Genomic DNA, 25,794 nt, shown 5'->3' on the forward strand with positions numbered 1-25,794 from the left:
CGATCTGCGAGGCGAAGCCCTCCGTCGCGCGCAAGTTCCTGATGGCGGGAAAATCCGGTCTGAACCTGACGATGGCGGAAGAACGCGATGCCTTTGACCGGGCGCTCGGCCCCTCCGCGCCGCACCTCGCCCCGATGTTGGATGCCTTCGATCAGGAGGCGGTGCAGCATTGGGCCGAAGGACTGGGGCAGAGACTTTTCACAGGTTCGACAGGCCGCGTTTTCCCCGAAGCGATGAAGGCTTCGCCCCTGTTGCGGGCATGGCTGAGGCGGCTAGACGCGCTAGCAGTGGAGCGCCGCGTCGGCTGGCGATGGATCGGATGGGAAGGGCCGAACCCCGCGTTCCGGGCGGGTGGTACGCGACATATCCTGCCGGCGGCGGTGACCGTGCTGGCGCTTGGCGGTGCCAGTTGGTCGCGCCTCGGCTCAGACGGGCGCTGGATGCCATGGCTCGCCCAACGCGACGTTCCCCTTGTGCCATTTGAGCCCGCGAATGCCGGGGTGCGAATTTGCTGGAGCGATCATATGCGTGATCATTTCGGTCAACCGTTGAAGGGGGTCCGGTGGCATGCCGGGGATCACTCATCCCGCGGGGAGGCATCGCTTTCCAGTCGTGGGCTGGAAGGGGGCGGCATCTATACCGTCTCTCGCGCCCTGCGGGAAGGCGCGGACCTCTCCGTTGATCTGCTGCCCGACCGTTCCGTGCAAAGCGTGGCCGAGGCGCTTGACCGCGCCGGGCGAAAGGCGAGCCTTTCCAACAGGCTGCGAAAGGCGCTGCGCCCCTCCCCCGCTGTGGTGGCGCTTGTGCAGGAAATGGCCCGCCCCCTGCCACAAGAGCCGCAAGTTCTTGCGGCACTGCTCAAACGGCTTCCCATCGCGCATGACGGTCTGCGCCCGCTGGATGAGGCGATCTCCACCGCCGGGGGTGTTTCCTTTGACGCTGTGGATCAGGGGCTGATGCTGCGCGCTGTGCCGGGTGTTTTCGTTGCAGGCGAAATACTCGATTGGGAAGCCCCCACGGGGGGCTACCTTCTGACGGCCTGTCTGGCTACGGGCCGTTGGGCAGGTGCGCATGCGGCAGAATGGGCCGCAGCGCGCTAGGAAGCGGGCGGTGTCTTCGATTGCGCGGCCTTGAACGCAGGCCGGTCGCGGAGCGATTTCGCCCAGCGGAAAAGCTTGTCCTCGATCCGCGGGAATCCCGCCCCGATCGACCAGTTGATGCAATGCACCGCCAGAATATCCGGCACCGTAAGCTGCGACCCCATCAGGAACGGCCCGTCCAGCCGATTGGAAAGCGTGGCCGCCGCACGGGAAAACTCGGTCTTCAACCCCTGAAGGGCAGGTGTCAGGCGTTCTTCTTCCGGCAAGACGAAGCTGTGTTTAGTGAAAGACCAGAGGATCGCATCCATTTCGTCGATCAGCCAAAGTGTCATCGCATCCTGTCTGGCGCGTTCCACTGTGCCTGCCGGAGCGGTCAGCCGGCCGTGCTTATCCGCAAGGTAGGTCATGATCGCGACCGAATCCGTGAGGATCGTATCGCCCTCCTGCAAGGCGGGAATCTTGCCGGATGGATTGTAACGCCTGGCCTCGTCCGACCGGGGGGCGGCGGGCACATGGGTGTAATCTTCGCCCAGTTCTTCAAGCATCCACATGACGCGGAATGAACGGGTGCGGGTCGCTCCTATGACAGTATACATCGGGTCCTTTCCGGCTCAGCGGCCCTTGGCGCCATACATGGCGATTCGAATGAAAACACGTTCCACCAGCGCCAGCGCGGGCGCGCGCTGCCCGGCGGATCGCAGGGTAAGATCGGTGTCGGTGAGCATGGAGAGCGCAGTTTCGAGCTTCTGCGGCCCCCAGTCGCGCGCCTGACGCTGAACCCGGTCCCGGTCGCGCACGCCGAAGAGCGGCGCGCCGGGGCTGGCGGATACACGGTAGAGCGTGCGGAAATGCCGGATCGCAAAGATCATCAGGGTCACCGGGTTCACGCCCTGCGCCTGCAACCGCGCCATGAGGGGGCCTATCTCTCCCGTACGGTGTTCCGCCACGACATTCAGGATGTCGTCCACCTCGGCTTCGGTCGAGTTGGGCGCGCAGGCGGCCACATCAGCGGCAGTCAGTGGCGTTTCATCCTGCCATTTGTAGAGCGCGATCTTTTCCAGCAACTGACGAAAGTCGCCGGGATCGAGGATGCGGGCAAAGTCGCTCAGTTGCGCCATCGCCTCGCCTTCGGGCTTCAGCCCGGCCTCGGCCAGTCGGCGCTCGATTTCCGCCCGGTCGGGGGGCGTGTCGTAAATGGCGGCGGCATAGGCTGTCCCGTGGGACTGGAAGGCCTTGAGTATCTTGGATGTTTTCTTCAGATCGCCCGCTGTCACCACGATTTGCGCGTCCCCCGGCAGCCAAGCGCCCAAGGCATCGATCACGATCTGGGCGATAGTGTCGTTGGCGTCTTCCACCAGCACCGCGCGGGGGCCGGGGAAAAAGCCGGTGGCCTTGATCGCGTCCAGCAGAAAGGGCGCGTCCCTGCGCAGGTCGGCCCCCACGATGCGCGCAAGGCGCATTTCTTCTTCCGCGTTCTTTCCAAGAAGCGCAGAAAGATATTCCTGCCGCTTCAGGGCCACCCGCATTGCATCGCTGCCGTAGATCAGGATGCCGGTCTTCTCTGGGTCCGGTCGCCGGAACAGCGCATTCGCGTCGCGCGGCGACAGCTTCATGAAGACAGGTCGGCCGCGTAGAGCCGCGTCACGATCTGGTCGGCCAGAATCACCATCAGGCGTTTCTGCGCGTCCTGCTCGGCGGCGAGTGTCGCGACGGTGGTGCCGGTCGTGGAATAGCCAGTGAAGTTTTCGACCCGGCCGGTGACCACCGCACGCCCGTCGGAAAGATCCCGCAGAACGTAATCCACCGCACCGATCAGGTCATAGCGCTTGATATTGCCGGTGGTATCGATGTTCAGCCCTTCTTCGGTGACAATCGTCGTGAGCGCCAAGCCATAGGAAGGTGACCGCGCCCGACCCAGCCGGGTTTCCAACTCGCGGGTCAGGATATAGTCGAACCTGTTTTCCGGGTCGTCCACCAACACGCGGTTCTGCAGCGCCATGCCATTGCCGCCCGGTCCGTAGACCGGCTGAAATCCGCAGGCCGCAAGGGCCAGCGGCAAGAGCAATATGGCGCGACGATCAAGCAACGACATTCACGATCCGCCCGGGCACGACGATGACTTTTTTCGGGGCCGCGCCATCCAGCGTTCGGATGACCGCCTCATGTCCCAGTGCGAGCGCTTCGACCTCATCCTTGGGCATATCGGCGCGAACCTTGATTTCCGCGCGGCGCTTGCCGTTGATCTGTATCGGCATGGTGACCGTATCGTCCACCAGCATCGCTTCGTCCGCCACGGGCCAGGGCGCGGTGGCGATAAGCCCCTCGCCGCCCTGCATCGCCCAGATGTCCTCGGCCAGATGCGGCGTCATGGGCGCCATGAGCTGTGCCAGCGTCATGATCGCCTCCCGCTGGGAATCCTGCCCCGCCTGCGACTTCTGCAGCGTCGCGGTAAAAGCGTAAAGCTTGGCGATGGCCGCATTGAAGCCGAAGGATTCGACCCCCACCGTGACATCGTGGATTGTCTTGTGCATCGCGCGCATCAGGTCTTCGTCGCCGGTGCCTTGGGCGTTCTCCTCCATCCCGGCAATCCGGTCGGAGATGTTCCAGACCCGCGACAGGTGCTTGTAGGCCGCTTCCGCCCCGCTCGCCGTCCATTCGACATCCCGTTCGGGCGGGGAATCGGACAGGACGAACCAGCGCGCCGTATCTGCCCCGAACCGGTCGATGATGCCCAGCGGATCGACCACGTTCTTCTTCGATTTCGACATCTTCGCCGAAGGAATGATCTGCACTTCCGTCCCGTCGGCCAGTTTTCCGTCGGTCACCTCCTCCGGCAGGTGATAGACCGGGCGGCCCCGTTCGTCTGTCGTCTGGTATATTTCATGGGTGACCATGCCCTGCGTGAAGAGCGCGTCGAAAGGTTCGACCGCAGAGGCGGGCAGATGCCCGGTGATATGCATGGCGCGGGCGAAGAAGCGCGCGTAGAGCAGGTGCAGGATCGCATGTTCGATCCCGCCGATATACTGGTCCACGTTCATCCAGTACTCGGCATCTTCCAACCGCGTCGGCGTCTCCGCATGGGGCGCGGTAAAGCGCGCGTAGTACCACGAGGAATCGACGAAAGTGTCCATCGTGTCGGTTTCACGGCGGGCCGCCGCCCCGCAGGCAGGGCATTCGGTATCGCGCCATGTGGGGTGCCGGTCCAGCGGGTTGCCCGGCACGTCCAGCGTAACGTCATAGGGCAGTTCTATCGGCAGGTTCTCTTTCTTTTCCGGCACGACGCCGCAGGCGTCACAGTGGACGACCGGAATGGGGCAGCCCCAGTACCGTTGCCGCGACAAGCCCCAGTCGCGCAGGCGGTACTTCGTCACGCCCTGTCCGACACCGTTTTCCTCGCAGAAGGCGATGGCCGCATCGATCGCCTTTTCGCCGGTTTGATGGGTATCGCCCGCGAAACCGCGGATATAGAATACCTTCTCTGTCTTGGGGGGGACATAGGCTTCGTCCAGCCGGTCCGCATGGTCCTCGTCCGGCAGAAAGACCGGGGGAATCGGCAAGCCGTATTTCGTGGCAAAATCGAAATCGCGCTGATCATGCGCGGGGCAGCCGAAAATGGCGCCGGTGCCGTAATCCATCAGAATGAAGTTGGCGATATAGACAGGCAGTTCCTGTGCGGTGTCGAATGGATGGCGAACCCGGATGCCGGTATCGCGGCCCAGCTTCTCGGCTGTTTCGATGGCTTCTTCCGTTGTGCCGCCCTTGCGGCATTCCGCGACAAACGCCGCGACTTCGGGGTCTTCACGCTCCAACGCGCGGGCGAGCGGATGGTCGGGCGAAATGCCGACGAAGGATGCGCCGAGCAAAGTATCCGGGCGGGTGGTATAGACTTCGATCCTGTCGAACCCCTCGGGGGCATCGAGGGTCGAAAAGGCGAACTGCAGGCCGCGGGACCGCCCGATCCAGTTCGACTGCATGAGCTTGACCTTCGCAGGCCAATTATCGAGCGTATCGAGCGCCTCCAACAGCTCTTCGGAATGGTCGGAGATCTTGAAGAACCATTGCGTCAGTTCGCGCCGTTCCACCAGCGCGCCAGAACGCCAGCCGCGTCCGTTTTCGACCTGCTCGTTTGCAAGCACCGTCATGTCCACCGGGTCCCAGTTCACCACCGCATTCTTGCGATAGACCAGTCCCGCTTCGAGGAAATCGAGGAAAAGGGCCTGTTGCTGACCATAATATTCCGGGTCGCAGGTGGCGAATTCGCGGCTCCAGTCGATCGAGAGGCCCAATGGTTTCATCTGGGCGCGCATGTCGGCGATGTTGCCATAGGTCCAGTCACGCGGATGCCCGCCCGTCGCCATCGCGGCATTTTCGGCGGGCATTCCGAAGGCGTCCCAGCCCATGGGGTGCAGCACGTTGTGGCCTGTGGCGATCTTGTGGCGCGCCACCACGTCCCCCATGGTATAGTTGCGCACATGGCCCATATGGATGCGCCCCGAGGGGTAGGGGAACATCTCGAGCACGTAGTATTTCGGTTTGTCGGCGGAGCGGACGGCCTTGAAGATGTCGTCCTTTTCCCAGGCAGCCTGCCAGCGGGATTCAATCTTGGAAGGGGTATAGCGGGGCATGTACGGACCTCGGAGCGATGTAGAACGCCGGGGCCCGGAAATCACGTGGCCCGGCGCATCTGAAAGCGGGAGCGGGCGGCTTCAGAGCCGGTTGTCGGCGATGCGCAATTCGCGGGCACGGCTGAGAATGGCATCCTCCACCGCGCGCTGGGTGGCCTTGCTGACCGGCTGCCCGCCATTGGTCTGAAGCGCAAGGTTGAGCGATCTTGCATCCAGCGCGGGATCGTCGATTAGCACGGTGGCGCGATAAGGCCGCCCGCCGCCCGGCGGCACGCCGTATCCCGTCACGATAACACCTGTGAAAGGATCCACGGACTGGACCGGCATGAAATCGAGAACCTCGAGAGCAGCGGACCAGAGATACCTGTTCACCGAGACCCGGGTTTCGGGTGCGTTATTACTGAAGAGCGACCAGATCGTGTTTTCCGGGTTGGATTCCACATAACTGGGATTGTTGGGGTTGTTGTATTGCGCCGGCCGTTCCGTTGCAGGAGAGCCGAAGCTGCGCAGGGCGCCGCAGGCGCTCAAAGCCCCCATCGCTGTCAAGACGATGGCGATCCTGCCTATGGATGGACGCGACATGCCAATTCCCTTTGCCTGTTCGCGGTCAGGTCTACCCAAGGCGGAAGGGCGCGGCAAGGTCTATGTCCGCGCGCGGGGAGGCGCCGGCTTCGGCGGATCGATGCCAACTCGGGCGGGTATCAGGCAAATGTGTGGCAAAGCTGCACCAATGAACGTGGCAATGAAATGGGGGGTTTCACTGTTCTTGCCAACATGAGGCGGAAGGATGCAAACACCCTGCATACCCTTACCGGATTCCCCGGTCTGGGCATGTGAATTCAAACCGAGGGAAAACTCATGAAAAAAGTTCTCTTCGCTTCAACAGCTCTGGTTGCGACCGCGGGCGTTGCAGCAGCAGAAGTCGACTTCAGCGGTTACGGCCGCTTCGGTGTTCTGTACAACGAAAACGCGACCGGCCAGGATGAAACAAACATCACCAGCCGTTTCCGCCTGCAGATCGACGCGACAGCCGAGTCTGATATGGGCGTCACCTTCGGTGCACGTGCACGTATCCAGCAGAACAACACTGACAAGAACTTCACAGTTTCCCCCGGTACTGCTCCGGGTACTGTGAACGTTGCAGGCGGTAACGCGTCTGGCACCGGCATCAACGGCGTCCGCTTCTTCGCCCGTTCCGGTGGCTTCGAAGTCGGCGTTGGCAACATCTACGGTGCTCTGGAATTCATGCCCGGCATGTACCCGATCGACCTTGGTCTGACCGGTCTGGCCTATGAATACACCGCCTACAACTTCCGTGGCGACGCGTACTCCTCCGGTGGTGCTGGTGCAGCTGGTCAGAACGGCCTGGAAGTCCTGTACTCCTTCGGTGACTTCTCCATGCACGTGTCCGCATCCGACGTGAACGACCGCGTTGCAGCGCACTTCGCATACACATGGAACGGCTGGACTCTGGCAGTTGCTGGTCAGGACTCCAACTCGGCAGCCGACACTGACTTCGCTGTGTCCGCTGGCGGTTCGCTCGGCTTCGCCGACCTGACACTGGCCTATGCAGACAACGGCACAGGCGGTAACCGCACTGTTCTGACCGGTCGTTTTGACGTTGGCGCAGCGACAAACATCGAAGTCTACGTTGCAAGCAACGACGCAAACGGCAACGCCGGTGCGGTTGATGACGAATCTTACGGTATCGACTTCAACCACGACCTGGGCGGTGGCACATCGCTCCGCGGTGGTGTTGCATCGCGTTTCAATGACAACGTGATTGCCGACCTCGGTGTTCGCTTCAACTTCTAAGTTGAACGACATCTGACGAATTGGGGCAGGCCTTCGGGTCTGCCCCTTTTCTTTTGGCGGGGCGCGATGTTACCTCCGATCCCGAAAGGGGAGTTTCCATGAGCTTGCAGGACATTCGCGACCGGATCGCAAAGGCCGAGGAATCCGCTGGGCGCGATTCCGGCTCTGTCGAGTTGATCGCGGTAAGCAAGGTGCAGCCCAACCCGCGTATCGAGGCGGTGCTGGAGGAAGGTCACCGAACTTTCGGTGAGAACCGCGTGCAGGAAGCGCAGGGCAAATGGCCCGCTTTCAAAGAGACCTACAGCGGGATCGAACTTCATCTGATAGGCCCGCTCCAGACCAACAAGGCGCGGGCTGCGGTGGAACTGTTCGATGCCATCCATTCCGTGGACCGTCCCAAGCTGGCCCGCCAACTGGCGAACCTCGCGCAGGAGCGGGGAGCATCCCCGCAGCTCTTCGTTCAGGTCAATACGGGGGAGGAGGATCAGAAGGCCGGGGTCCTGCCTGCCGATGCCGATGATTTCATCGCCGAATGCAAGGCGATGGATTTGACGATTGCGGGGTTGATGTGCATCCCGCCTGCGGCAGAAGAACCCTCCCTCCATTTTGCGCTGTTGGCGAAGATCGCTGAACGCAACGGGCTTGCCGGGATGTCCATGGGCATGAGCAGTGATTTCGAACGGGCCATCGCGTTGGGGGCGACCCATGTGCGGGTAGGCTCGGCCATATTTGGTGAACGCGTGAAAGGCTGATACGTTAGCCTCGTTCGCGAACGATCAGTCGGCTCCGCGGCGTCAGCCGTGCCGCAATACTGTGCAGATCGGACCGTTTGAGCGCGACACAGCCTTCTGTCGGATATCCGGGTCGCCGCCACTGATGGATGAAAATGGCGGACCCTTTCCCGGCGCGCGCGACGGGCCAGTTCCAGTCGGTCACAAGTATAAGATCATAGAGAGGATCGGCGCGATACATCCGCTCATGGCTGCCGTCGAACGGTGCGGTTACCGCGTGATTGTAAGCCGCCTTTGCCGGATCGTCGCACCACAGATCCCGCGGCCCGATGGGTACCGCCCAACTGACCGGAGGCGACAGCCGGTCGGGGCGGTAGTACATGCCGACGATATGATGGGTTCCGACCGGGGTCGCACCGTCGCCTTCCTGCTTGTCGCGCCGGATACCGCCCTTGCCGATGACGCAAGGGTAGACCCTTCCGCCGAAGCGCAGCCCGGTGGGGGTGAGCAGCAGATCTTCGACTGTCACAGCAGGTGCCCTGATTTCTCGGCCTTGGTGGCGAGGTAATCGCGATTGTGCCGGTTTTCCCCAACCGCGAGCGGTACGCGTTCGCTCACCTCGACGCCGCTGGCGCGCATCATGTCCACCTTTCGGGGATTGTTCGTCAGCAGACGTACCGCGCTGAAACCCATGGACTTCAAAATGTCCGCGCCGAGCCGGAAATCCCGTTCATCATCCTCGAAGCCGAGCCTGTGGTTCGCCTCGACCGTATCGAATCCCTGATCCTGCAGCGAATAGGCGCGCATCTTGTTCGCCAGTCCGATCCCGCGCCCTTCCTGATTGAGGTAGAGCAGAACGCCATTTCCTTCCTCACCCATTTGCGCCAGCGCGGCCCGAAGCTGGGGGCCGCAGTCGCATTTGAGGCTGCCCATCAGGTCGCCGGTAAAACAGGCCGAATGAAGCCGCGCCAGCACGGGGCGGGCGCGGTCCGGGCGCCCGATTTCGACGGCGTAATGTTCTTCCCCGCCGTCTTCGGGCCGGAACACATGCAAGCGGCCCGCTTCGGATACTTCCATCGGCAGACGTGCGTTCACTACCGGGTGCAGCAGGCTGCGCTGGCTCAGATGGGGCAGGATTTCCGCAAGGCTCAACCGGGTGAGGCTTTCCGCATCCGGCAGGCGTTGCTCAGGCTCCAGCCTGAGGATGAGCGCCGCGGGCAGCAGGCGCGCGGATTTGATGAGTTGCAGCGCCGCGCGATGCAGGCTGGCGTCACCCTCGCGGAAGGTCTGGAACGGCCCTTTCAAGGGCGCGCGCAGGTCATCGGAAGGATCGGCAATGCTCTGCACCCAGGCCGGGGTCGCGTCAGCCGGCAGGGCGATCCGCGCCACGTCGCCATCGTAGGCCCGCGCCTTCAGCGTCGCGGCACGGCGCCCCGTCACGGCGAGGACAGGTTGACCCCCCAGAGCCAGAACCGCTGCAAGGCGTTTGCCTGCGAGCGTTTCCGCAGCCAGCACAAGATAGGGGGTCCCGTCATCTATGATGAGCGGCACGCCCATGCGCAGGTCGGCGCGCGCGCGTGCAAGCTGTTCTGTTGTATCTGGCGCGAGGCTCATGGCGCGTAATATCTCCGCTGGACATTGGCCCTATCTAGGCCAAGGTGACATGAAATGAAACAATCCCCCCTCAAACGCACACGAGACCGTGAGGTTTGAACACGAAACCTTGTTGGGTTCGTGTCTAACGTACATTTCACGAGTAATCGAACGGAGGTATGCGATGACGCAGCTCAAGAAGATTCTGTTGGTGGACGATGATGACGATCTGCGCGAGGCGCTGAGCGAGCAGTTGATCATGACCGAAGATTTCGACGTCTTCGACGCATCCAGCGGGGCAGAGGCGATGGACCGCACCCGCGAAGCGCTCTTTGATCTCGTGATCCTGGATGTCGGGCTCCCCGATACGGACGGGCGGGAGCTTTGCCGCCGGATGCGTAAGCAGGGTGTCAAAAGCCCGATTCTGATGCTCACCGGGCATGACAGTGATGCCGATACGATCCTCGGGCTGGATGCCGGTGCCAATGATTACGTCACCAAGCCCTTCAAGTTTCCTGTCCTGCTGGCGCGAATACGCGCGCAGCTGCGCCAGCATGAACAATCGGAGGATGCGGTTTTCCAGTTGGGGCCGTACACCTTCAAGCCCTCGATGAAGATGCTCACCACGGAGGATGACAGGAAAGTCCGTCTGACCGAGAAAGAGACCAATATCCTGAAGTTCCTCTATCGCAGCGAGGACGCCGTCGTCCCGCGGGACGTACTGCTGCACGAGGTCTGGGGCTACAACGCCGGTGTCACGACACACACACTGGAGACGCATATCTACCGCTTGCGTCAGAAGATTGAACCCGATCCCTCGAACGCCCGGCTGCTCGTTACGGAATCGGGCGGATACCGCCTGATGAGCTGATCCGCGATTTAATCGGGAACCATGCGCTGTCAGGCGGCGTTTGGGCTTTTGAGAGGCGGGGTTTTCATGACCCGCCACTCGGTTTGAACCCGTTTATGCGTCCGGGCAATGGCGCATACCTCCCTGTTGGACTGGCCGGGCTTTATGCCCGGCCTTTTTTTTGCCTGATAGTCCCCGGCAGACAGTACAGGCGCCCTGCATTTCGCATGGCAGCCGCTTTGCCCGCGCGTTAGGGTGCCCACCGAAGCCAACCAGCCGGAGCAGCCGATGTCCTTCAGCCTTGCCACGTGGAACATCAATTCAGTCCGCCTGCGCGCGCCTCTGGTGCTGCGCTTGCTGGAAGAACATGGGCCGGACGTGCTCTGCCTCCAGGAATGTAAGAGCCCGGTGGACAAGATCCCCTTCGAGGCGTTCCGTGAAGCGGGCTACAACTACATGGTCGCCCGCGGGCAGAAGGGATACAACGGCGTGGCGATCCTGTCCAAGATCCCGCTGGAAGACGCCGGTGATCAGGATTTCGCCACACTGGGCCACGCCCGGCATGTGGTCGCGAAGCTCGAAAACGGGGTCACGATCCACAATTTCTACGTCCCCGCAGGCGGCGATAAGCCGGATCGGGAGATCAACGAGAAGTTCGGCCAGAAGCTCGACTACCTCACCGACATGCGGGACTGGTTCCACAAGGAAAAGCCCGAAAAATCCATCCTCGTGGGGGATCTGAACATCGCCCCGCGCGAGGATGACGTGTGGGACCACAAGAAACTTCTCAAAGTGGTCAGCCACACCCCGGTGGAAGTCGAGGCACTGGGCGTGATGCAGGACGCCGGCGGCTGGGTGGACATCACCCGGCAGGACATGCCTACGGGCAATCTCTATAGCTGGTGGTCCTATCGTTCGCCCGATTGGGATGCCGCGGACAAGGGCCGCCGGCTGGATCACATCTGGGCCACGTCCGACATCGCGGCGGCCGGCCATTCGAGCCACATTCAACGTGTTGTCCGGGGGTGGGAACAGCCCAGCGACCATGCCCCCGTCTTCGCGAGTTTTGACCTTTGATAATTGGCGTTACGTCCTCATATAAGGGCAAACGCGACCAGCGAGGAATTTGAGACCATGGAACTGAACCTGTCACCTGCACCCGACGCCGATCTGATCAAGGACGGCTCCGAAGCTACCTTCATGACCGATGTCGTCGAAGCATCCCAGACCACGCCTGTTATCGTCGATTTCTGGGCACCATGGTGCGGCCCCTGCAAGACGCTTGGCCCGATGCTCGAAGACGCCGTGCGCGCCGCCAAGGGCGCGGTCAAGATGGTCAAGGTCAACGTGGACGAAGCGCAGCAGATCGCTGGGCAGCTTCAGATTCAGTCGATCCCCACCGTCTATGCCTTCTATAAGGGCCAGCCGGTGGACGGATTTCAGGGCGCGCTGCCCCAGTCGGAACTGAAGGCCTTTGTGGATCGCGTGGTCAAGGCCGGGGGTGGGGAAGCCCCCGGCGATGCGCTGGCCGATGCGGTCGAAGCCGCTGAGGACATGCTGGCGAACGGTGCGGCGGCGGATGCAGCCCAGACATTCGCCGCCATTCTGGGCGAAGACGACAAGCACGCAGGCGCCTATGGCGGTCTGGTGCGGGCCTATATCGCTATGGACGATCTGGAACAGGCGGAGGCTTTCCTGAACGGCGCACCCATCGAGATTTCGAAAGCGCCTGAACTCGAAGCAGCCTATGCCCAGTTGCAGCTTGCGCGGCAAGCCGCGAACGCCGGGCCGGTGGCCGAGCTGACCGCGAAGGTCGAAGCCGAGCCGGACAATCATCAGGCGCGTTTCGATCTGGCGCAGGCGCTCTATGCCAACGGCGATGCCGGGGGGGCGGTGGATCATCTGCTGGAATTGTTCCGCAAGGACCGTGACTGGAACGACGGCGCGGCCAAGACCCAGCTTTTCACCATTTTCGATGCCCTGAAACCCAATGATCCCGTGGTTCTGAACGGGCGGCGCAAGCTGTCTTCGATGATATTTGTCTGAGGTGGGGCGCGCACTAGGTTACGCCTCATGATCAAACAATCAGAACTGCCGGACACGATCGCGATCTTCCCTCTGGCAGGAGCCCTCCTTTTGCCCCGCTCGCGGCTGCCGCTGCATATTTTCGAGCCGCGGTACCTGCAAATGGTTGAGGATGCACTGAAAACGCCCGGGCGGCTGATCGGAATGATCCAGCCGAACGAGGTTCCGGGGCGGAACGGGCCGGGGCTTCACACGATCGGCTGTGCAGGGCGCATCACCCAGTTCTCGGAAACCGAGGACGGTCGCTACATGATCACGCTGGGCGGGGTGTCGCGTTTTCGGGTGCAGAAGGAAATCGAAGGCTTCTGCCCCTATCGCCGCTGCGAAGTAAGCTGGGAGGGATTCGACCGCGATCTGGGCAACGATGAAGAGGACCAGCAATTCCACCGGTCGGAATTCCTGACTCTGCTGAGCCGCTATTTCGATACGCGCGGCTTGTCCGCCGACTGGGACACGCTGAAGGAAGCCGATGACGAGTTGCTTATCAATTCGCTGTCCATGATGCTGGATTTCGATGCCGAGGATAAGCAGGCCCTGCTGGAAGCTCCATCGCTGCAGACCCGTCGTGAAACACTGGTGACGCTGATCGAATATTCCATGAGAGGCGGACAGGAAGGGGAGTTGATCCAATGAGCGATACAGAGGTGAAGATCGACCGCCGGATGCTTGAAGCGCTGGTTTGCCCGCGCACACAAACGAGCCTTTCCTATGATGCCGAACGGCAGGAACTGATCTCTGCCGCCGCGAATTTGGCCTATCCCATCCGCAATGGCATCCCCGTGATGCTGGTGGACGAAGCCCGCGTTCTGGACTGACTGCCCCAGCAGTATTTCAGAGCGGTCGCCCCCGCATGAGATGGGGCAGTTCCCCCGTCAGCCCCGCTGCTTCCCTGATGAAGCCGCGGCGCACCCCGGGCAGCGCATTGATCGCGGCCATGCCTGCGTCCCGTGCGAGGCGGATCAAGGGGTTATCGTTTGAAAACAACCTGTTGAAAGTATCCGTCGCGAGCGCCAGCGTCGCGTTGTCGAACCGGCGCCACTCCTGATAGCGGTTCAGCACCACTCGCGCCCCGATGTCTTCGCCACGTCTTGCGGCCTCAGCGATGACCTGTGCCAGCGCCGCCAGGTCCCGCAGCCCGGCGTTGAGACCCTGGCCCGCAATCGGATGCACCCCATGCGCCGCGTCGCCCACCAGCGCCACCCGGTCCGACACCATTTCCATCGCCAACGACAGGCCGAGCGGATAGGTGTACCGCTCCCCCGCCAGCGAAATTTCACCGAGGTGGTCGCCGAAGCGCGGACGCAGGACCTCCATATAGTCAGCTTCGGGAAGGGCGTTGATCTTTTCGGCTGTCGCGGCGGCTTCGCTCCATACGATGGAGGAACGGTTGCCGGTGAGCGGCAGGATCGCCAGAGGCCCCGGCGGCATGAAGAACTGATGCGCCACACCTTCATGCGGGCGGTCATGTTCGATCGCACAGACCAGCGCCGTCTGGTTGTAGCTCCAGCCGATGCGGCGGATGGCAGCGCGCCGTGCCGTGCCGGATGCGCGGCCATCGGCCCCCACGGCCAACCCTGCGCGCAGGGTTTCGCCCGATGCTAGGGTCAGGTTGATACCGGTCGCGTCAGGCTGCTGCGCGACGACCGTATTGCCCCTGCGCAAGGTGATCTGCGGCTCTTCTTCGACCGCGCGCATCAGCGCCGGGCGCAAACGGCGGTCCTCCACCATGTGGCCCATGGGGCCTTCCTCGATCTCCGCGTGATCGAAATGCATGAAGAAGGGCGAGGGGCCTTCGCCCGCGCGGCCGTCTGTCACCCGGATTTCCAGTATCGGCTGGGCTTGCTCCTCGATCTCGGGCCATACATCCAGCGCCTGCAACAGCCGGGTGGAGGCGAGCGCCAGCGCATAGGCGCGCCCGTCGAAACTGGCGCCCCCGGTAACTGGCTGTGGCGCCGCGTCGATCAGCGTCACGTCCTGGCCCGCCTGAACCAGCGCTAGGGCAAGCGCCGGCCCGTTGAGCCCGCCGCCGATGATCGCGATATCGGTATCCTTGGTCATGCGGTTTGATATGGGCGCGGGGTAGGGATTGTCCATGCACGGTGTGCCCGTTACCGTCCGCCGGAAGCAGGAGGAAAGAGCACATGCAGAAATGGCTGGCGATGACCGCGGTTGAGTTGGGCAAAGGCATCGATAACCGGGAAATCGACCCGGTGACTCTGTGCGAGACATTTCTGGACGCAATCGATGCGCACCCGCACCGCGACCGTATTTATGCACGTGTCACGCCGGGGCGGGCCATCGCCGAAGCCACGGCAGCCGCAGCACGGGCCGATAAGGGGCATCGCCTCTCACCGCTCGACGGTGTGCCGATCAGTTGGAAAGATCTCTTTGACACTGCAGGCATAGGAACGGAGGCGGGATCGAAGCTGCTGGAAGGAAATGTGCCCGACCGGGATGCTACCGTACTTGCGAACGCGACGGCGATGGGCCTTGTCTGTCTCGGCAAGACGCATATGAGCGAGCTGGCGTTTTCCGGTCTTGGCCATAACCCCAGCACCGCGAGCCCGCCCTGCGTCAACGACGAAGAGGCGGTGTCCGGCGGGTCGTCTTCCGGTGCTGCCGCCTCGGTCGCCTTCGGGCTGGCGGCGGCTGCGATCGGCTCTGATACCGGGGGATCGGTCCGCACACCCGCTGCATGGAACGACCTTGTGGGGCTCAAGACGACTTCGGGTCGCCTGCCGATGGAAGGCGTCGTGCCGCTGGCGCCGAAGTTCGACACCATTGGCCCCCTCTGCCGAAGCGTTGCCGATGCCGCCGAGTTGCTGGCCGCAATGGAGGGGCGCGCGCCTGCGGACATCGCCGCCGCTTTCGTGGACGGGCGCCGCTTCGCGGTATTGGAAACCTCTGCCTTCGATGACATCGACGAAGCGCCCCGCAGCGCCTTCGATACGGCGGTTTCCATAATGGAGGAAGCGGGCGCGCAGATCGAGAGAATCGCGTTCCCCGCCCTCGAAGACGTCATGCCGCTGAGCGGTTGCCTCTATACCTCGGAAGCCTACGGCATTTGGCGGGACGAGATAGAGGCAAACCCCGATGCGATGTTCAGCGAGATTCTGGAACGCTTTCGGCTGGGTCAGAAGTTTTCCGCCCCCGACTATGTCGCCGCATGGGCGAAGGTTGATGCGGTACGGGGAGAATATCTCCGTGCGACCGCGCGCTTTGACGGCGTGCTCGTCCCGACCGTGCCGATTCTGCCGCCGAAGCTGGATGAATTGAAAGCCGATCATGACTTCTATGTTGCGCAGAACCTCGCTTCCCTCCGGAATACGAGGATCGGCAATCTCATGGGTTTGGCGGCCATTACTCTTCCAACCGGAACGCCGTCCTGCGGGATCACGATCATGTGCTCGCCTTTCCATGAGGAACAGGCATTGCGCCATGCAGCGGGGATCGAAGAAGCCTTGGCCGAAGGTCGTTCCTGACCTGACCCAAAAGACACAACCGCACTTAGGCCTGTGTCTTTTTCTGGACGCCGGAGAGGCGCTTGGGTACTTTGGGGCAAACGGGGCGACAACGATCCCGGTCCTGAGGCAGTTTAATGATGTTTCCTGAGCGGTTTTCGAACCTTCCGGCCCATGTGTGGCCGCGTCTTCGTGCGTTGTTGGACGCGCACGAAGGGGGTGGGCCTGCCGTACACATGACCATCGGGGAACCGAAGCACGCCTTTCCGGAATGGGTCGTCGATGAAATCACCCGCAATGCGGCGGGATTCAACAGTTACCCGCCGAACGAAGGCTCGCCCGAATTGCGGCAGGCCATCACGAGCTGGATCGCGCGCCGCTACGGTGTGGGGCTTGATGCAGATACGCAGGTCATGGCGCTGAACGGCACGCGTGAAGGGCTCTACAACGTGGTGATGGCGCTTTGCCCTGAAACCAAGGGCGGCGCACGGCCTGCGGTTCTGATGCCGAATCCGCTTTACCCGGTATACATGATCGCCGCCATTTCCGGCGACGCGGAGCCGGTGCTCGTCCCCGCCACGGCGGAAAACGGACATCTCCCCGATTACGCCTCGGTGGGGGAGGATGTTTTGCGACGTACCGCTGCGGTCTACGTCTGCTCCCCTGCGAATCCGCAGGGCGCGGTGGCGTCGCGCGCCTATTGGAACGCGCTGTTCGATCTGGCGGAAAGGTACGATTTCCGCGTTTTCGCCGATGAATGCTACTCGGAGATCTACCGCGACGAGCCGCCGGTGGGGGCACTGCAGATCGCGGCGGAGCGGGGTTTGGACCTCAACCGGGTGGCGATATTTCATTCGCTGAGCAAACGGTCGAACCTGCCGGGGCTGCGGTCGGGCTTCGTGGCCAGCGGTGCCGATACGATGTGCGAGATTAGGCAGTTGCGTGCCTATGCAGGCGCGCCGCTGCCCCTGCCACTGCAACAGGCCGCCGCCGCGGTCTGGGCGGATGAGGCCCACGTCGAAGAGAACCGGGCGCTCTACGTCGAAAAGTACCGTATCGCGGACCGCATTCTGGGCAATGTTCCGGGCTACACCAGCCCCGAAGCGGGCTTTTTCCTTTGGCTCCCGGTCGAGGACGGCGAAGCGGCGGCACTGAAGCTCTGGCGGGAAACCGGCGTTCGGGTATTGCCCGGCGCCTATCTGGCAGCGGACGTGAACGGGCAGAACCCCGGCAAGACATACATCAGGGTCGCACTGGTGGCCCCAAAGGACGAAACGACACGCGGATTGGAAGCGATCCGTGACTGTCTGTATTCGACATGAGACGAGGGAAGCGAGCAATGGCATATCAGACACGCGGGCGGGATCCTCTGGTGGACAGCAACATGGCCGAGGCCATTGAGAAGCGGGGCAAGGAACTGCTCGGCCTCGGGCTTATCGCGCTGGGGATCATGGCGGCGATGATGATCGGCAGCTACACGCCCGACGATCCGAACTGGATGGTCAGCACCGACGCCGCCGTGCAGAACTGGATGGGGCGCATGGGTGCATCGCTCGCCGCGCCGCTGTTCATGATCGTGGGGTGGGGATCCTGGGGGATTGCTGCCGTCCTGTTGTTCTGGGGCGGGCGCTTTGCCCTCCACCGCGGAGAAGAGCGCGCCGTAGGCCGCCTGATCTTTGCGCCGATCGCCGTTGCATTGGGGTCGATCTATGCAGCAACGCTCACTCCTGATGCGGAATGGCTCAATACCCACAGCTTCGGGCTGGGGGGGCTGTTCGGCGATACCGTGATGGGGGCGATCCTGACGATGCTGCCCATCGGGTCGACCTTCACGGTCAAGCTGATGTCGCTGGTGATGGCGGTCTCCATCGTCGCACTCGGTGCCTTCGTGCTGGGGTTCACCCGGGCCGAACTGATGCGCATCGTCCGCTTCCTGATGGTCGGCACGATCATGGCCTATGCTTCGGCGATGAACATGGCGGGCCGGGGGGCTTCCGGCGCGGTACAGATGGCGCAGGGCATTCAGCAACGACAGGCACAGCGCCGCGAAGAGGCGCGGCTCGCCGCGGAGGAGGAGGCCGCCTATGCCGCTTCCCTGCCCAAGCTGCGGATGCCATCGATGAAGGGCGATCAGCGCCAAGAAGAAGACTGGAATCTGGACGAGGAGCCGAAGGGCAGCCTGCTGTCGCGTATGCCCGGCCTTATAAAACGCCCCGAAGCCATGCCGGAGCCGGAGCTTGTGGAGCCGGAACAGCATGTGGTGATCGACGAACCCCCCGGCGAGGACCGTATCAAGAGCAAGATTGCCGACGTCATCAAGAGCCGTGTCCGCAGCACCACCGCGCTGCATACGCCGCAGACCGCCCCGTTGACGCGGGGCAGGGGGCGGGGGCCGGATCCGCTGCTGCTCGACACCACGTCGCGTGCCGCGCGTCTGCGGCCCGAACCGCCCCTGACCGGCGGGTCGCGCGCCGGTGGACGAGTCGAACCCACACTTCAGGCGCCTGCCGCCCCTGCGTCCGATGGGACGCTTTTCGGCATGGGAGGCATCAGCCATTCCTTTGCGGTGGACGATCAGGTGGTCGAGGACTTCGGCCTGCCGCTGGAAGAGCCCGCGCCGCGCGCGCAACCTGCCATCCCCACGGCGGAGCCGCGCAAGCTAGTGATGCAACCCTCCCGCAAGCCGGTTCCGGCGAGCGAGCAGGCCAAGGCTGAGGCCCAGCCCGCCCTGACCTTCGAAGAGACCCATCCCGGTTTCGAACTGCCCCCGCTCAACCTGCTGGAAAACCCCGATACGGTGGAGCGGCTGCACCTCAGCGACGAAGCGCTGGAAGAAAATGCCCGGATGCTCGAAACCGTGCTGGACGACTACGGCGTGAAGGGCGAAATCGTCGCCGTCCGGCCCGGCCCGGTCGTGACGATGTACGAACTCGAACCCGCCCCGGGCCTCAAGGCGAGCCGCGTGATCGGGCTTGCGGATGATATCGCACGGTCCATGGCGGCGCTGTCGGCACGGGTTTCCACCGTGCCAGGGCGCAGCGTCATCGGTATCGAATTGCCGAATGAGAATCGCGAAAAGGTCGTTCTGCGCGAAATTCTCGCCAGCCGCGAATTTGGTGACGGCAACCACCGTCTCTCGCTGGCGCTGGGCAAGGATATCGGCGGTGATCCCGTGGTGGCCAACCTTGCGAAGATGCCGCATTTGCTGATCGCCGGTACCACCGGTTCGGGCAAGTCGGTGGCCATCAACACCATGATCCTGTCGCTGCTCTATAAGCTGACGCCGGAAGAATGCCGGATGATCATGATTGATCCGAAGATGCTGGAACTCAGCGTTTACGATGGCATACCCCACCTCCTGTCGCCCGTTGTGACGGACCCCAAGAAGGCGGTCGTCGCGCTCAAATGGGTCGTGGGCGAGATGGAGGAACGCTATCGCAAGATGTCCAAGATGGGCGTGCGCAATATCGAAGGCTACAACGGTCGCGTGCGCGAGGCACTGGCAAAGGGTGAAATGTTCAACCGCACGGTGCAGACCGGGTTCGATGACGAAACCGGCGAACCGGTCTTTGAGACGGACGAATTCCAGCCAGAGGCGCTGCCCTATATCGTCGTCATCGTGGACGAGATGGCCGACCTGATGATGGTCGCGGGCAAGGAAATCGAAGCCTGCATTCAGCGCCTCGCCCAGATGGCCCGTGCAAGCGGCATCCACCTCATCATGGCCACGCAGCGCCCGTCGGTCGATGTGATCACCGGTACGATCAAGGCGAATTTCCCGACGCGGATCTCGTTCCAGGTTACGTCGAAGATCGACAGCCGCACGATCCTTGGGGAAATGGGCGCCGAACAGCTGCTGGGCATGGGCGACATGCTCTATATGGCGGGGGGCGCGAAGATCACCCGCTGCCATGGGCCCTTCGTCTCCGACGAGGAAGTCGAGGAGATCGTCAATCACCTCAAGCAGTTCGGTGAGCCGGACTATGTGGGCGGCGTCGTCGAAGGCCCCTCCGAGGATGCGGAAAGCAAAATCGACGCGGTGCTGGGCCTCGGCGGCAATACCGATGGCGAAGACGCGCTTTACGATCAGGCGGTGCAGGTGGTCATCAAGGACCGCAAATGTTCCACTTCCTACATCCAGCGCAAGCTGGCGATCGGCTACAACAAGGCGGCGCGTCTGGTCGAGCAGATGGAGGACGAGGGGCTGGTTTCTTCCGCGAACCACGTGGGCAAGCGCGAGATACTGGTGCCCGAACAGGCCTAGGGATCAGATAGGCGCGGAACAACTGCACAGACCGCGTGTTGGCCTTTGAGGAGGCTGACACGATGGCGGATAAAAAGAAAGATTTGAGCGACATCCTGGATACCCTTCAGGACCTGTCAGAAGACAACGGCGATGTGAGTGTAGGTGACGTCGTCGAGAGCCTTGGCACCCGCAGCATCGGGCCGCTGATCACGCTGCCCGCCCTGCTGGTGCTGACTCCATTGGGCGGAATACCCAGCGTGCCGACGCTGATGGCAGTGATCGTCGCGCTTTTCGCCGTTCAGATCGTTATGCAGCGCAATCATTTGTGGCTACCCGATGCCCTCGAACGGCGCAGCGTATCGAGCGACCGGGTCCGGAAATCGGTTGAAAAAATCCGCCCCGCCGCCCGCTGGATCGACAGGCATTTCGGCAATCGCCTGAAATCCCTCGTTGAACAGCCCGCCCCGGCGATTGCGGCGTGCATCGTGCTGCTTTTGTCGGCGCTCGTCCCCCCGTCAGAGGTGATCCCGTTTGCGGCAATGGTTCCGATGGGGGCGATCGCCCTGCTGGGTTTCGCGCTCACGCTGGAGGACGGGCTGCTCATGCTGCTGGGGCTCGGTACCGCCGCCGTGGGCATCATACTGGTATGGACGTGGATCTTCTAAGCAGATGTCAGCCGCCTGATATCGCATATCACCGCCCGAGCGCCTAAGTGCTCTCATGAAGACTTACAGGAAACAGGATCGAACTATGCGATTTATCACTTCCGCTCTCGTCGCGCTGACGATCGGCCTCATGACGCCCATCGCCGCGCAGGCTCAGAAACTCTCCTTGAACGAGATTTCGAGCTATCTGAACGGCATTTCCACCGCGAAGGGTGAATTTACCCAGATCAACGATGACGGGTCCATCAGCACCGGCACCATCTACATCAAACGGCCCGGCCGCGTGCGTTTCGAATACAACCCGCCCGAATCTGCTCTCGTAGTGGCGGGCAGCAATACCGTCGTGATCTACGACAAGAAATCCAACCAGCCTGCAGAAACCTATCCGCTGTCCAAGACGCCGCTTTCGATCATTCTGGACCGGTCGGTAAACCTTGGCCGGGCGCAGATGGTGACGGGCCATACATACGACGGCACGGCAACCATCGTCACCGCGCAGGATCCGGCGCATCCCGAATACGGAAACATTCGCCTGAAGTTCACCGGCAACCCGGTGGAACTGCGCCAGTGGGTTATCCGTGACGGTAACGGGACGACAACGACAGTCGTTCTGGGGGATTTGCAGAAAGGTGTGAACATGCCCAACAGTCTGTTCGACGTAGGCTCCCCGGGGTCGGCACCCCGGCAGTAACGCATTTCGGTGATACCGCGCTGCAAAGGAAAGGCCCCGGCACTGCCGGGGCCTTCTTTGTTCAGCGCAGGCGGCAGCCCGCGATCTGGCCCTGATACATACGGGCGCGAGCGTCGACCTTGCCCGCAACGCCAATCAGCCAAGCCTTGCTGTTGTAGCTTTGCCGGGAATAGCCGGTATGGCCTTCGTGATAGGCAAGGTACTGGTTGCGTGCGTCATGAAGCTGGATACCGTTTCGGGTAAAGCTCTGATTCATGTACCAGCCCATGAAATCTGTGGCATCGCTGATCCGGTCGCGCTGCGCGCGATGGCGACGTTCTTTCTGCTGATATTCTTCCCACGTGCCATCGAGCGCCTGTGAATATCCGAACGCACTGGACTGCCGCCCCATCGGGATGACCCCCAACACGTATTTGAACGGCGTCCGCGCATCCGACACGAACTTGCTTTCCTGATGAATCGTGGCCATCTGGACGTGCATCGGCACACCCCAACGGCGTTCGGTGGCTCTGAAGGCCTTGTAGTATTCGGGGCGCTCTTTCAGGATCGTGCAGGCGTTATCCAGATCAGCCGGTGCGGACCGATCTGCACCGCCGCCGCAGGATGCAACCAGCAGCACGATTACCATGGCGCGAAGGGATTTGCTCATTTGCCTCTCGCTATGTCGTTTTTTTATTTTGCCCCGAAGGTAGCCGATTCTGGGGCGTTATCCCAATGGAAATTTCCTGAAATCCCGGGGGCGTAGCAAACTGGGCGCACCTCCGCCTGAGATATGTTAACATCGCTTCTGAGACTGGGAGGCTCCCGCCGGGGCACCATTGTAAGGCGGATGTTCACAAACTGTTTCCCACGAAAATGTCCCGTGGGGTTGGACAAAACGCCCTTGAACCGAATACTAACGAAAGGTAGGGGCTGTGATGTCATGCTACGAACACGTGCGAAATATCACTTGGGCCAGGTCGTCCGCCACAAGAAGCATCCCTTCCGTGGTGTGATTTTCGACGTCGATCCGGAATTCGCCAATACCGAAGAATGGTACGAAGCGATCCCGGAAGAGAATCGCCCGGTTAAGGATCAGCCGTTCTACCATCTGCTGGCCGAGAATGAGCAGAGCTATTACGTGGCCTATGTGTCGGAGCAGAACCTCGTCGCCGATTATTCAGGCGAACCGGTGGATCACCCCGACATTCCCGATCTTTTCGGCCCCTTCACCAACGGCGCCTATCCCCTGCATTTTCAACTGAACTGACCCGGCCGGTTTCCCGGCTGGAGCCTGCTCAGTAGCCCAGGGCGCATCCATCTTTGCGCGGGTCGCTCGCACCTTCGAGCACGCCGTCCTGCCTTATCCGGATGGCCTGCGCGCCGCCGATAGCCGTAGGGGGTGCTACGACGGTATGTCCCATGTCGGAAAGTTCGCGCCGCACGCTTTCGGCATAGCCGTTTTCGACCCTCAGCTTGCCCCCGTCTGGGAAGGCACGGGGCGCATCGATGGCGCTTTGCAGGTCCATCCCAAAATCGAGAAGGTTCGACACCAGCCGGGCATGGCCATGCGATTGATATTGCCCGCCCATGACGCCAAAGGGAATTGTCACCCGTCCTTCTTCGCGGATGATACCGGGGATGATCGTGTGCATGGGGCGTTTGCCGCCCTTGAGCTCATTGGGGTGCCCTTCCTGCAGGGTGAAACCGGCGCCGCGGTTCTGCAACAGGATGCCGAAGCGGTCCGACGCTATGCCCGAGCCGAAACCGTGGAAGATCGAATAGATCATCGACACGGCCATGCCATCGCGATCCACGACGGTGATGTAGATCGTGTCCTTGTGCACGGCTTCGGATACATCCGCGGGGGACGCCATGGCGCACTTGGGATCGATGAGATCTGCAAGGCGGCGGGCGGTTTCCGGTGATAGGATGTGATCCAGCCGGCTTGTATGGTCCGGATCGGCAAGGAACCGGTTGCGCGCGTCGTATGCCAGCTTCGCCGCTTCCGCCTCGATATGGGCCCGCTGGGCACCGAAAGGTGCCATATCGGCGATGTCGAAATGCGAAAGGATGTTCATCATCAGCAGGGCCGTCGCGCCCTGACCGTTGGGCGGATGCTCGAGTACCTCCATCGACTTGTAGGTGCCGCTGACCGGTTCGACCGCGTCGCAGGCGACATTGGCGAAATCCTCGGCCGTATGCAGGCCGCCCCCGGCCCTGAGGGTGGCGATCATGTCTTCGGCAACTTCGCCCTCGTAGAAGCCCGCGCGGCCCTTCTCGGCTACTTTGCGCAACACTTCGGCCTGACCGGGTGCGCGAAAGAGCGTCCCTACGGCGGGTATCTTGCCATTGGGCAGGAAGTATTCCCGTGCCTTTCCCTGCAACGTTCCCGCATCGTTCGCCCAGTCGGAGGCAACACGCGGGGCAACGGGCACGCCCTCTTCCGCGTAGCGGATGGCCGGGGCCAGCAAACGGTCGAGCCCGAGTTTACCGACGGTGTCCGACAGGTGGCAGAAGGCATCCACCGCGCCCGGAATGGTCACTGCATGGGCGTGGTGCAGCGGTACGTCTTCGTATCCCGCTTCGCGCAGACGCGCGGCGTCGGCAGCAGCAGGGGCGCGGCCCGAACCGTTCAGCGCCTTCACCTCCTCGCTGCCGGCGGGGGAATAGAGAACGAAGCAGTCGCCGCCGATGCCGGTCATCTGCGGCTCACAGATGCCCAGAAGAACGGCGCCCGCAATGGCCGCGTCCATCGCGTTTCCGCCCTGTTCCAATATGTCGACAGCAACCTTCGCTGCGAGCGGATGGGACGTGGCGCACATGCCGTTCGTGGCCAGAACGGGCGAACGGCCGGGAAGATGGAAATCACGCATAGGGGCACCTCATACTGCTATGCGCGAACCCTATCGCGCGTTGCAGGGGGTGCCAATGGCCGGTCTTGGGGGGGAAGGTTCCTCGGCACCGCGCACTGGGTGGGGGCTATGAAACGCGGTGCCGAGGTGAGCTATATGCAGCTACAGGAGCATCTATGCCGGTGGACCGTGGCGTCAATGTGATGCAGCCGGGGCGATTTCGCGAAAGAATGTGCCCAAAGCATGGCGTGGGGTTTTTAGGCCGCGCCCTGACCGCCCAGCGGCAACCGCATCGCCAAATGATTTTTCCCCCGGCGCCGGGAATAGGACACGTCGTCGGTCAGGGTATGGATCAGCATCCAGCCGAATCCGTTTTCCTGTGGAATAGGTGTTGGTTCGGTCCGGGGAGGGGGGCAATCATCGGGCATCGGGCGGCCCCCATCGGTAATTCGGATGTCGAGCGCCCGCTCGCCGTGGCGGCACATGATGTCGACGGGGCAGGCGACACGGGCGGCCCCGTAAGCATGTTCGACAATGTTGTTCAGTGCCTCGGCCAGAACGATTTCAACAGCGTCCCTGTCCTCCGCGCTCAGCGATAGGGGGGAAAGGCCGCCCAGCAAACGGGCCAATGTGGGCCTGATTTGCTGTGCTTCAGCCTTCATCCTTGCGCAGAGGGCGAGGCGCGCGGCGGGCCGGTTCATGCGGCGGACGCCCCTGCCGGTAGGGGGTGCGATTCAGCCAAGATCGTCGACCGCAGCTTCGCGGGTCGGGTAGACGGCAAAGACGCTGTCCATCCGGGTCAATTTGAAAACCCGCGCAACCGTGGGGGTAAGGCCGGAAAGAACGAGTTCCCGGTCGGGTGAGAGGTGCTTCATCGTGGATACGATGGCGCCCAGCCCGCTCGAATCGATGAACTCGACTTGGGAAAGATCCAGAAGAACCGCGCGCTGTGCCACCTCGGTCAATTGGCGGACCCGCTCCTTGAATTCCAGTGCGACCGCGGCATCGATCCGCCTATCCTGCACGGTGACAACGCACAACCGCTCTTCATTTTCGGCGCTCAGTTCCATAGACATACCCGTGATCCGGTGCGTCTTT

At 62.3% G+C, this 25,794-nt stretch carries 26 protein-coding genes; 14 read left to right on the forward strand and 12 right to left on the reverse strand.

Annotated elements, in window-relative coordinates; genetic code table 11:
- On the forward strand, positions 1-1,100 hold a 1,100-nt coding region (locus A3728_RS00685), incomplete at its 5' end, for a TIGR03862 family flavoprotein (RefSeq protein ID WP_067919328.1).
- Here A3728_RS00685 and A3728_RS00690 read toward each other — a convergent pair.
- The 5 genes from A3728_RS00690 to A3728_RS00710 all read right to left on the reverse strand — a co-directional run bounded on the left by A3728_RS00690 (position 1,097) and on the right by A3728_RS00710 (position 6,307).
- Positions 1,097-1,696, reverse strand: coding sequence for a glutathione S-transferase family protein (locus A3728_RS00690; protein ID WP_067919331.1), 600 nt, complete (start codon positions 1,694-1,696; stop codon positions 1,097-1,099). The two genes, A3728_RS00685 and A3728_RS00690, sit on opposite strands and share 4 nt — an antisense overlap.
- A gap of 15 nt (positions 1,697-1,711) precedes the next feature.
- Positions 1,712-2,713 (reverse strand): DNA polymerase III subunit delta, encoded by a 1,002-nt coding sequence (gene holA, locus A3728_RS00695; RefSeq protein ID WP_067919333.1) that lies wholly within the window; start codon positions 2,711-2,713, stop codon positions 1,712-1,714.
- Positions 2,710-3,192 (reverse strand): LPS assembly lipoprotein LptE, encoded by a 483-nt coding sequence (gene lptE, locus A3728_RS00700; RefSeq protein WP_067919335.1) that lies wholly within the window; start codon positions 3,190-3,192, stop codon positions 2,710-2,712. The genes holA and lptE overlap by 4 nt, the downstream gene beginning before the upstream one ends.
- A complete protein-coding gene (leuS, locus tag A3728_RS00705) occupies positions 3,179-5,725 on the reverse strand; it encodes a leucine--tRNA ligase (protein WP_067919337.1) in 2,547 nt (848 codons plus the stop codon). The genes lptE and leuS overlap by 14 nt, the downstream gene beginning before the upstream one ends.
- A gap of 81 nt (positions 5,726-5,806) precedes the next feature.
- Positions 5,807-6,307 carry a DUF3576 domain-containing protein gene (locus A3728_RS00710; RefSeq protein WP_067919339.1) on the reverse strand — a complete coding sequence of 167 codons (501 nt, stop codon included), beginning with the start codon at positions 6,305-6,307 and terminating at the stop codon, positions 5,807-5,809.
- 276 nt (positions 6,308-6,583) lie between these two features.
- Here A3728_RS00710 and A3728_RS00715 point away from each other — a divergent pair, with 276 nt between their 5' ends.
- Positions 6,584-7,540 (forward strand): porin, encoded by a 957-nt coding sequence (locus A3728_RS00715; RefSeq protein WP_067919341.1) that lies wholly within the window; start codon positions 6,584-6,586, stop codon positions 7,538-7,540.
- 98 nt (positions 7,541-7,638) lie between these two features.
- Entirely contained in the window at positions 7,639-8,292 is a 654-nt protein-coding gene (locus A3728_RS00720; protein ID WP_067919343.1) for a YggS family pyridoxal phosphate-dependent enzyme, read from the forward strand.
- Between the two features lie 4 nt (positions 8,293-8,296).
- Here A3728_RS00720 and A3728_RS00725 read toward each other — a convergent pair whose 3' ends face one another.
- Together A3728_RS00725 and ribA are read right to left on the reverse strand one after the other, a co-directional pair.
- Positions 8,297-8,800 (reverse strand): L,D-transpeptidase family protein, encoded by a 504-nt coding sequence (locus A3728_RS00725; RefSeq protein WP_067919345.1) that lies wholly within the window; start codon positions 8,798-8,800, stop codon positions 8,297-8,299.
- Positions 8,797-9,885 (reverse strand): GTP cyclohydrolase II, encoded by a 1,089-nt coding sequence (gene ribA / locus A3728_RS00730; RefSeq protein ID WP_067919347.1) that lies wholly within the window; start codon positions 9,883-9,885, stop codon positions 8,797-8,799. The genes A3728_RS00725 and ribA overlap by 4 nt, the downstream gene beginning before the upstream one ends.
- 163 nt (positions 9,886-10,048) lie before the next feature.
- Between ribA and A3728_RS00735 the strand changes: the two genes are divergently transcribed.
- From A3728_RS00735 to A3728_RS00755, 5 genes are all read left to right on the forward strand, one after another.
- Entirely contained in the window at positions 10,049-10,735 is a 687-nt protein-coding gene (locus A3728_RS00735; RefSeq protein WP_067919350.1) for a response regulator transcription factor, read from the forward strand.
- Positions 10,736-11,002: 267 nt separating this feature from the next.
- Complete coding sequence (locus A3728_RS00740; RefSeq protein ID WP_067919351.1) at positions 11,003-11,791, forward strand: exodeoxyribonuclease III; 789 nt, start codon at positions 11,003-11,005, stop codon at positions 11,789-11,791.
- Positions 11,792-11,848: 57 nt separating this feature from the next.
- Positions 11,849-12,760, forward strand: a complete 912-nt coding sequence (gene trxA / locus A3728_RS00745) for a thioredoxin (RefSeq protein ID WP_067919353.1) — start codon at positions 11,849-11,851, stop codon at positions 12,758-12,760.
- Between the two features lie 27 nt (positions 12,761-12,787).
- Positions 12,788-13,432 (forward strand): LON peptidase substrate-binding domain-containing protein, encoded by a 645-nt coding sequence (locus tag A3728_RS00750; RefSeq protein WP_067919355.1) that lies wholly within the window; start codon positions 12,788-12,790, stop codon positions 13,430-13,432.
- The gene (locus tag A3728_RS00755) at positions 13,429-13,614 is read left to right on the forward strand and encodes a Trm112 family protein (protein ID WP_067919356.1); all 186 of its coding nucleotides are present in this window, start codon (positions 13,429-13,431) and stop codon (positions 13,612-13,614) included. The genes A3728_RS00750 and A3728_RS00755 overlap by 4 nt, the downstream gene beginning before the upstream one ends.
- A 16-nt stretch (positions 13,615-13,630) precedes the next feature.
- Here the strand turns inward: A3728_RS00755 and A3728_RS00760 are convergent, their stop codons facing one another.
- Positions 13,631-14,857 (reverse strand): FAD-dependent oxidoreductase, encoded by a 1,227-nt coding sequence (locus A3728_RS00760; RefSeq protein WP_067919449.1) that lies wholly within the window; start codon positions 14,855-14,857, stop codon positions 13,631-13,633.
- An 83-nt stretch (positions 14,858-14,940) separates the two neighbouring features.
- On the opposite strand from A3728_RS00760, the gene A3728_RS00765 reads away from it, so the two are divergent.
- From A3728_RS00765 to A3728_RS00785, 5 genes are all read left to right on the forward strand, one after another.
- Complete coding sequence (locus A3728_RS00765) at positions 14,941-16,281, forward strand: amidase (protein ID WP_067919358.1); 1,341 nt, start codon at positions 14,941-14,943, stop codon at positions 16,279-16,281.
- 119 nt (positions 16,282-16,400) lie between these two features.
- Positions 16,401-17,582 carry an aminotransferase class I/II-fold pyridoxal phosphate-dependent enzyme gene (locus A3728_RS00770; RefSeq protein WP_067919451.1) on the forward strand — a complete coding sequence of 394 codons (1,182 nt, stop codon included), beginning with the start codon at positions 16,401-16,403 and terminating at the stop codon, positions 17,580-17,582.
- Positions 17,583-17,599: 17 nt separating this feature from the next.
- Positions 17,600-20,524, forward strand: coding sequence for a DNA translocase FtsK (locus A3728_RS00775; protein WP_067919361.1), 2,925 nt, complete (start codon positions 17,600-17,602; stop codon positions 20,522-20,524).
- A 62-nt stretch (positions 20,525-20,586) separates the two neighbouring features.
- On the forward strand, positions 20,587-21,171 hold the full coding sequence (locus A3728_RS00780) for an exopolysaccharide biosynthesis protein (RefSeq protein ID WP_067919453.1): 585 nt from the start codon (positions 20,587-20,589) through the stop codon (positions 21,169-21,171).
- 85 nt (positions 21,172-21,256) lie between these two features.
- Positions 21,257-21,862, forward strand: coding sequence for a LolA family protein (locus tag A3728_RS00785; protein ID WP_067919363.1), 606 nt, complete (start codon positions 21,257-21,259; stop codon positions 21,860-21,862).
- Between the two features lie 61 nt (positions 21,863-21,923).
- Here the strand turns inward: A3728_RS00785 and A3728_RS00790 are convergent, their stop codons facing one another.
- Positions 21,924-22,511, reverse strand: coding sequence for a transglycosylase SLT domain-containing protein (locus A3728_RS00790; RefSeq protein ID WP_067919365.1), 588 nt, complete (start codon positions 22,509-22,511; stop codon positions 21,924-21,926).
- Positions 22,512-22,784: 273 nt separating this feature from the next.
- On the opposite strand from A3728_RS00790, the gene hspQ reads away from it, so the two are divergent.
- Positions 22,785-23,111 (forward strand): heat shock protein HspQ, encoded by a 327-nt coding sequence (hspQ, locus tag A3728_RS00795; protein WP_067919367.1) that lies wholly within the window; start codon positions 22,785-22,787, stop codon positions 23,109-23,111.
- Between the two features lie 28 nt (positions 23,112-23,139).
- Here hspQ and ggt read toward each other — a convergent pair whose 3' ends face one another.
- The 3 genes from ggt to A3728_RS00810 form a co-directional block, all read right to left on the reverse strand.
- Positions 23,140-24,717: a gamma-glutamyltransferase gene (ggt, locus tag A3728_RS00800; protein WP_067919369.1), complete on the reverse strand. Its 1,578-nt coding sequence runs from the start codon at positions 24,715-24,717 to the stop codon at positions 23,140-23,142.
- 236 nt (positions 24,718-24,953) lie between these two features.
- On the reverse strand, positions 24,954-25,397 hold the full coding sequence (locus tag A3728_RS00805) for an ATP-binding protein (RefSeq protein ID WP_067919371.1): 444 nt from the start codon (positions 25,395-25,397) through the stop codon (positions 24,954-24,956).
- Positions 25,398-25,430: 33 nt separating this feature from the next.
- Positions 25,431-25,766: an STAS domain-containing protein gene (locus A3728_RS00810; protein ID WP_067919372.1), complete on the reverse strand. Its 336-nt coding sequence runs from the start codon at positions 25,764-25,766 to the stop codon at positions 25,431-25,433.
- Positions 25,767-25,794 lie beyond the last annotated feature (28 nt).

The organism is Sulfitobacter sp. HI0040, assembly GCF_001634885.1.
GTDB lineage: Bacteria > Pseudomonadota > Alphaproteobacteria > Rhodobacterales > Rhodobacteraceae > Sulfitobacter.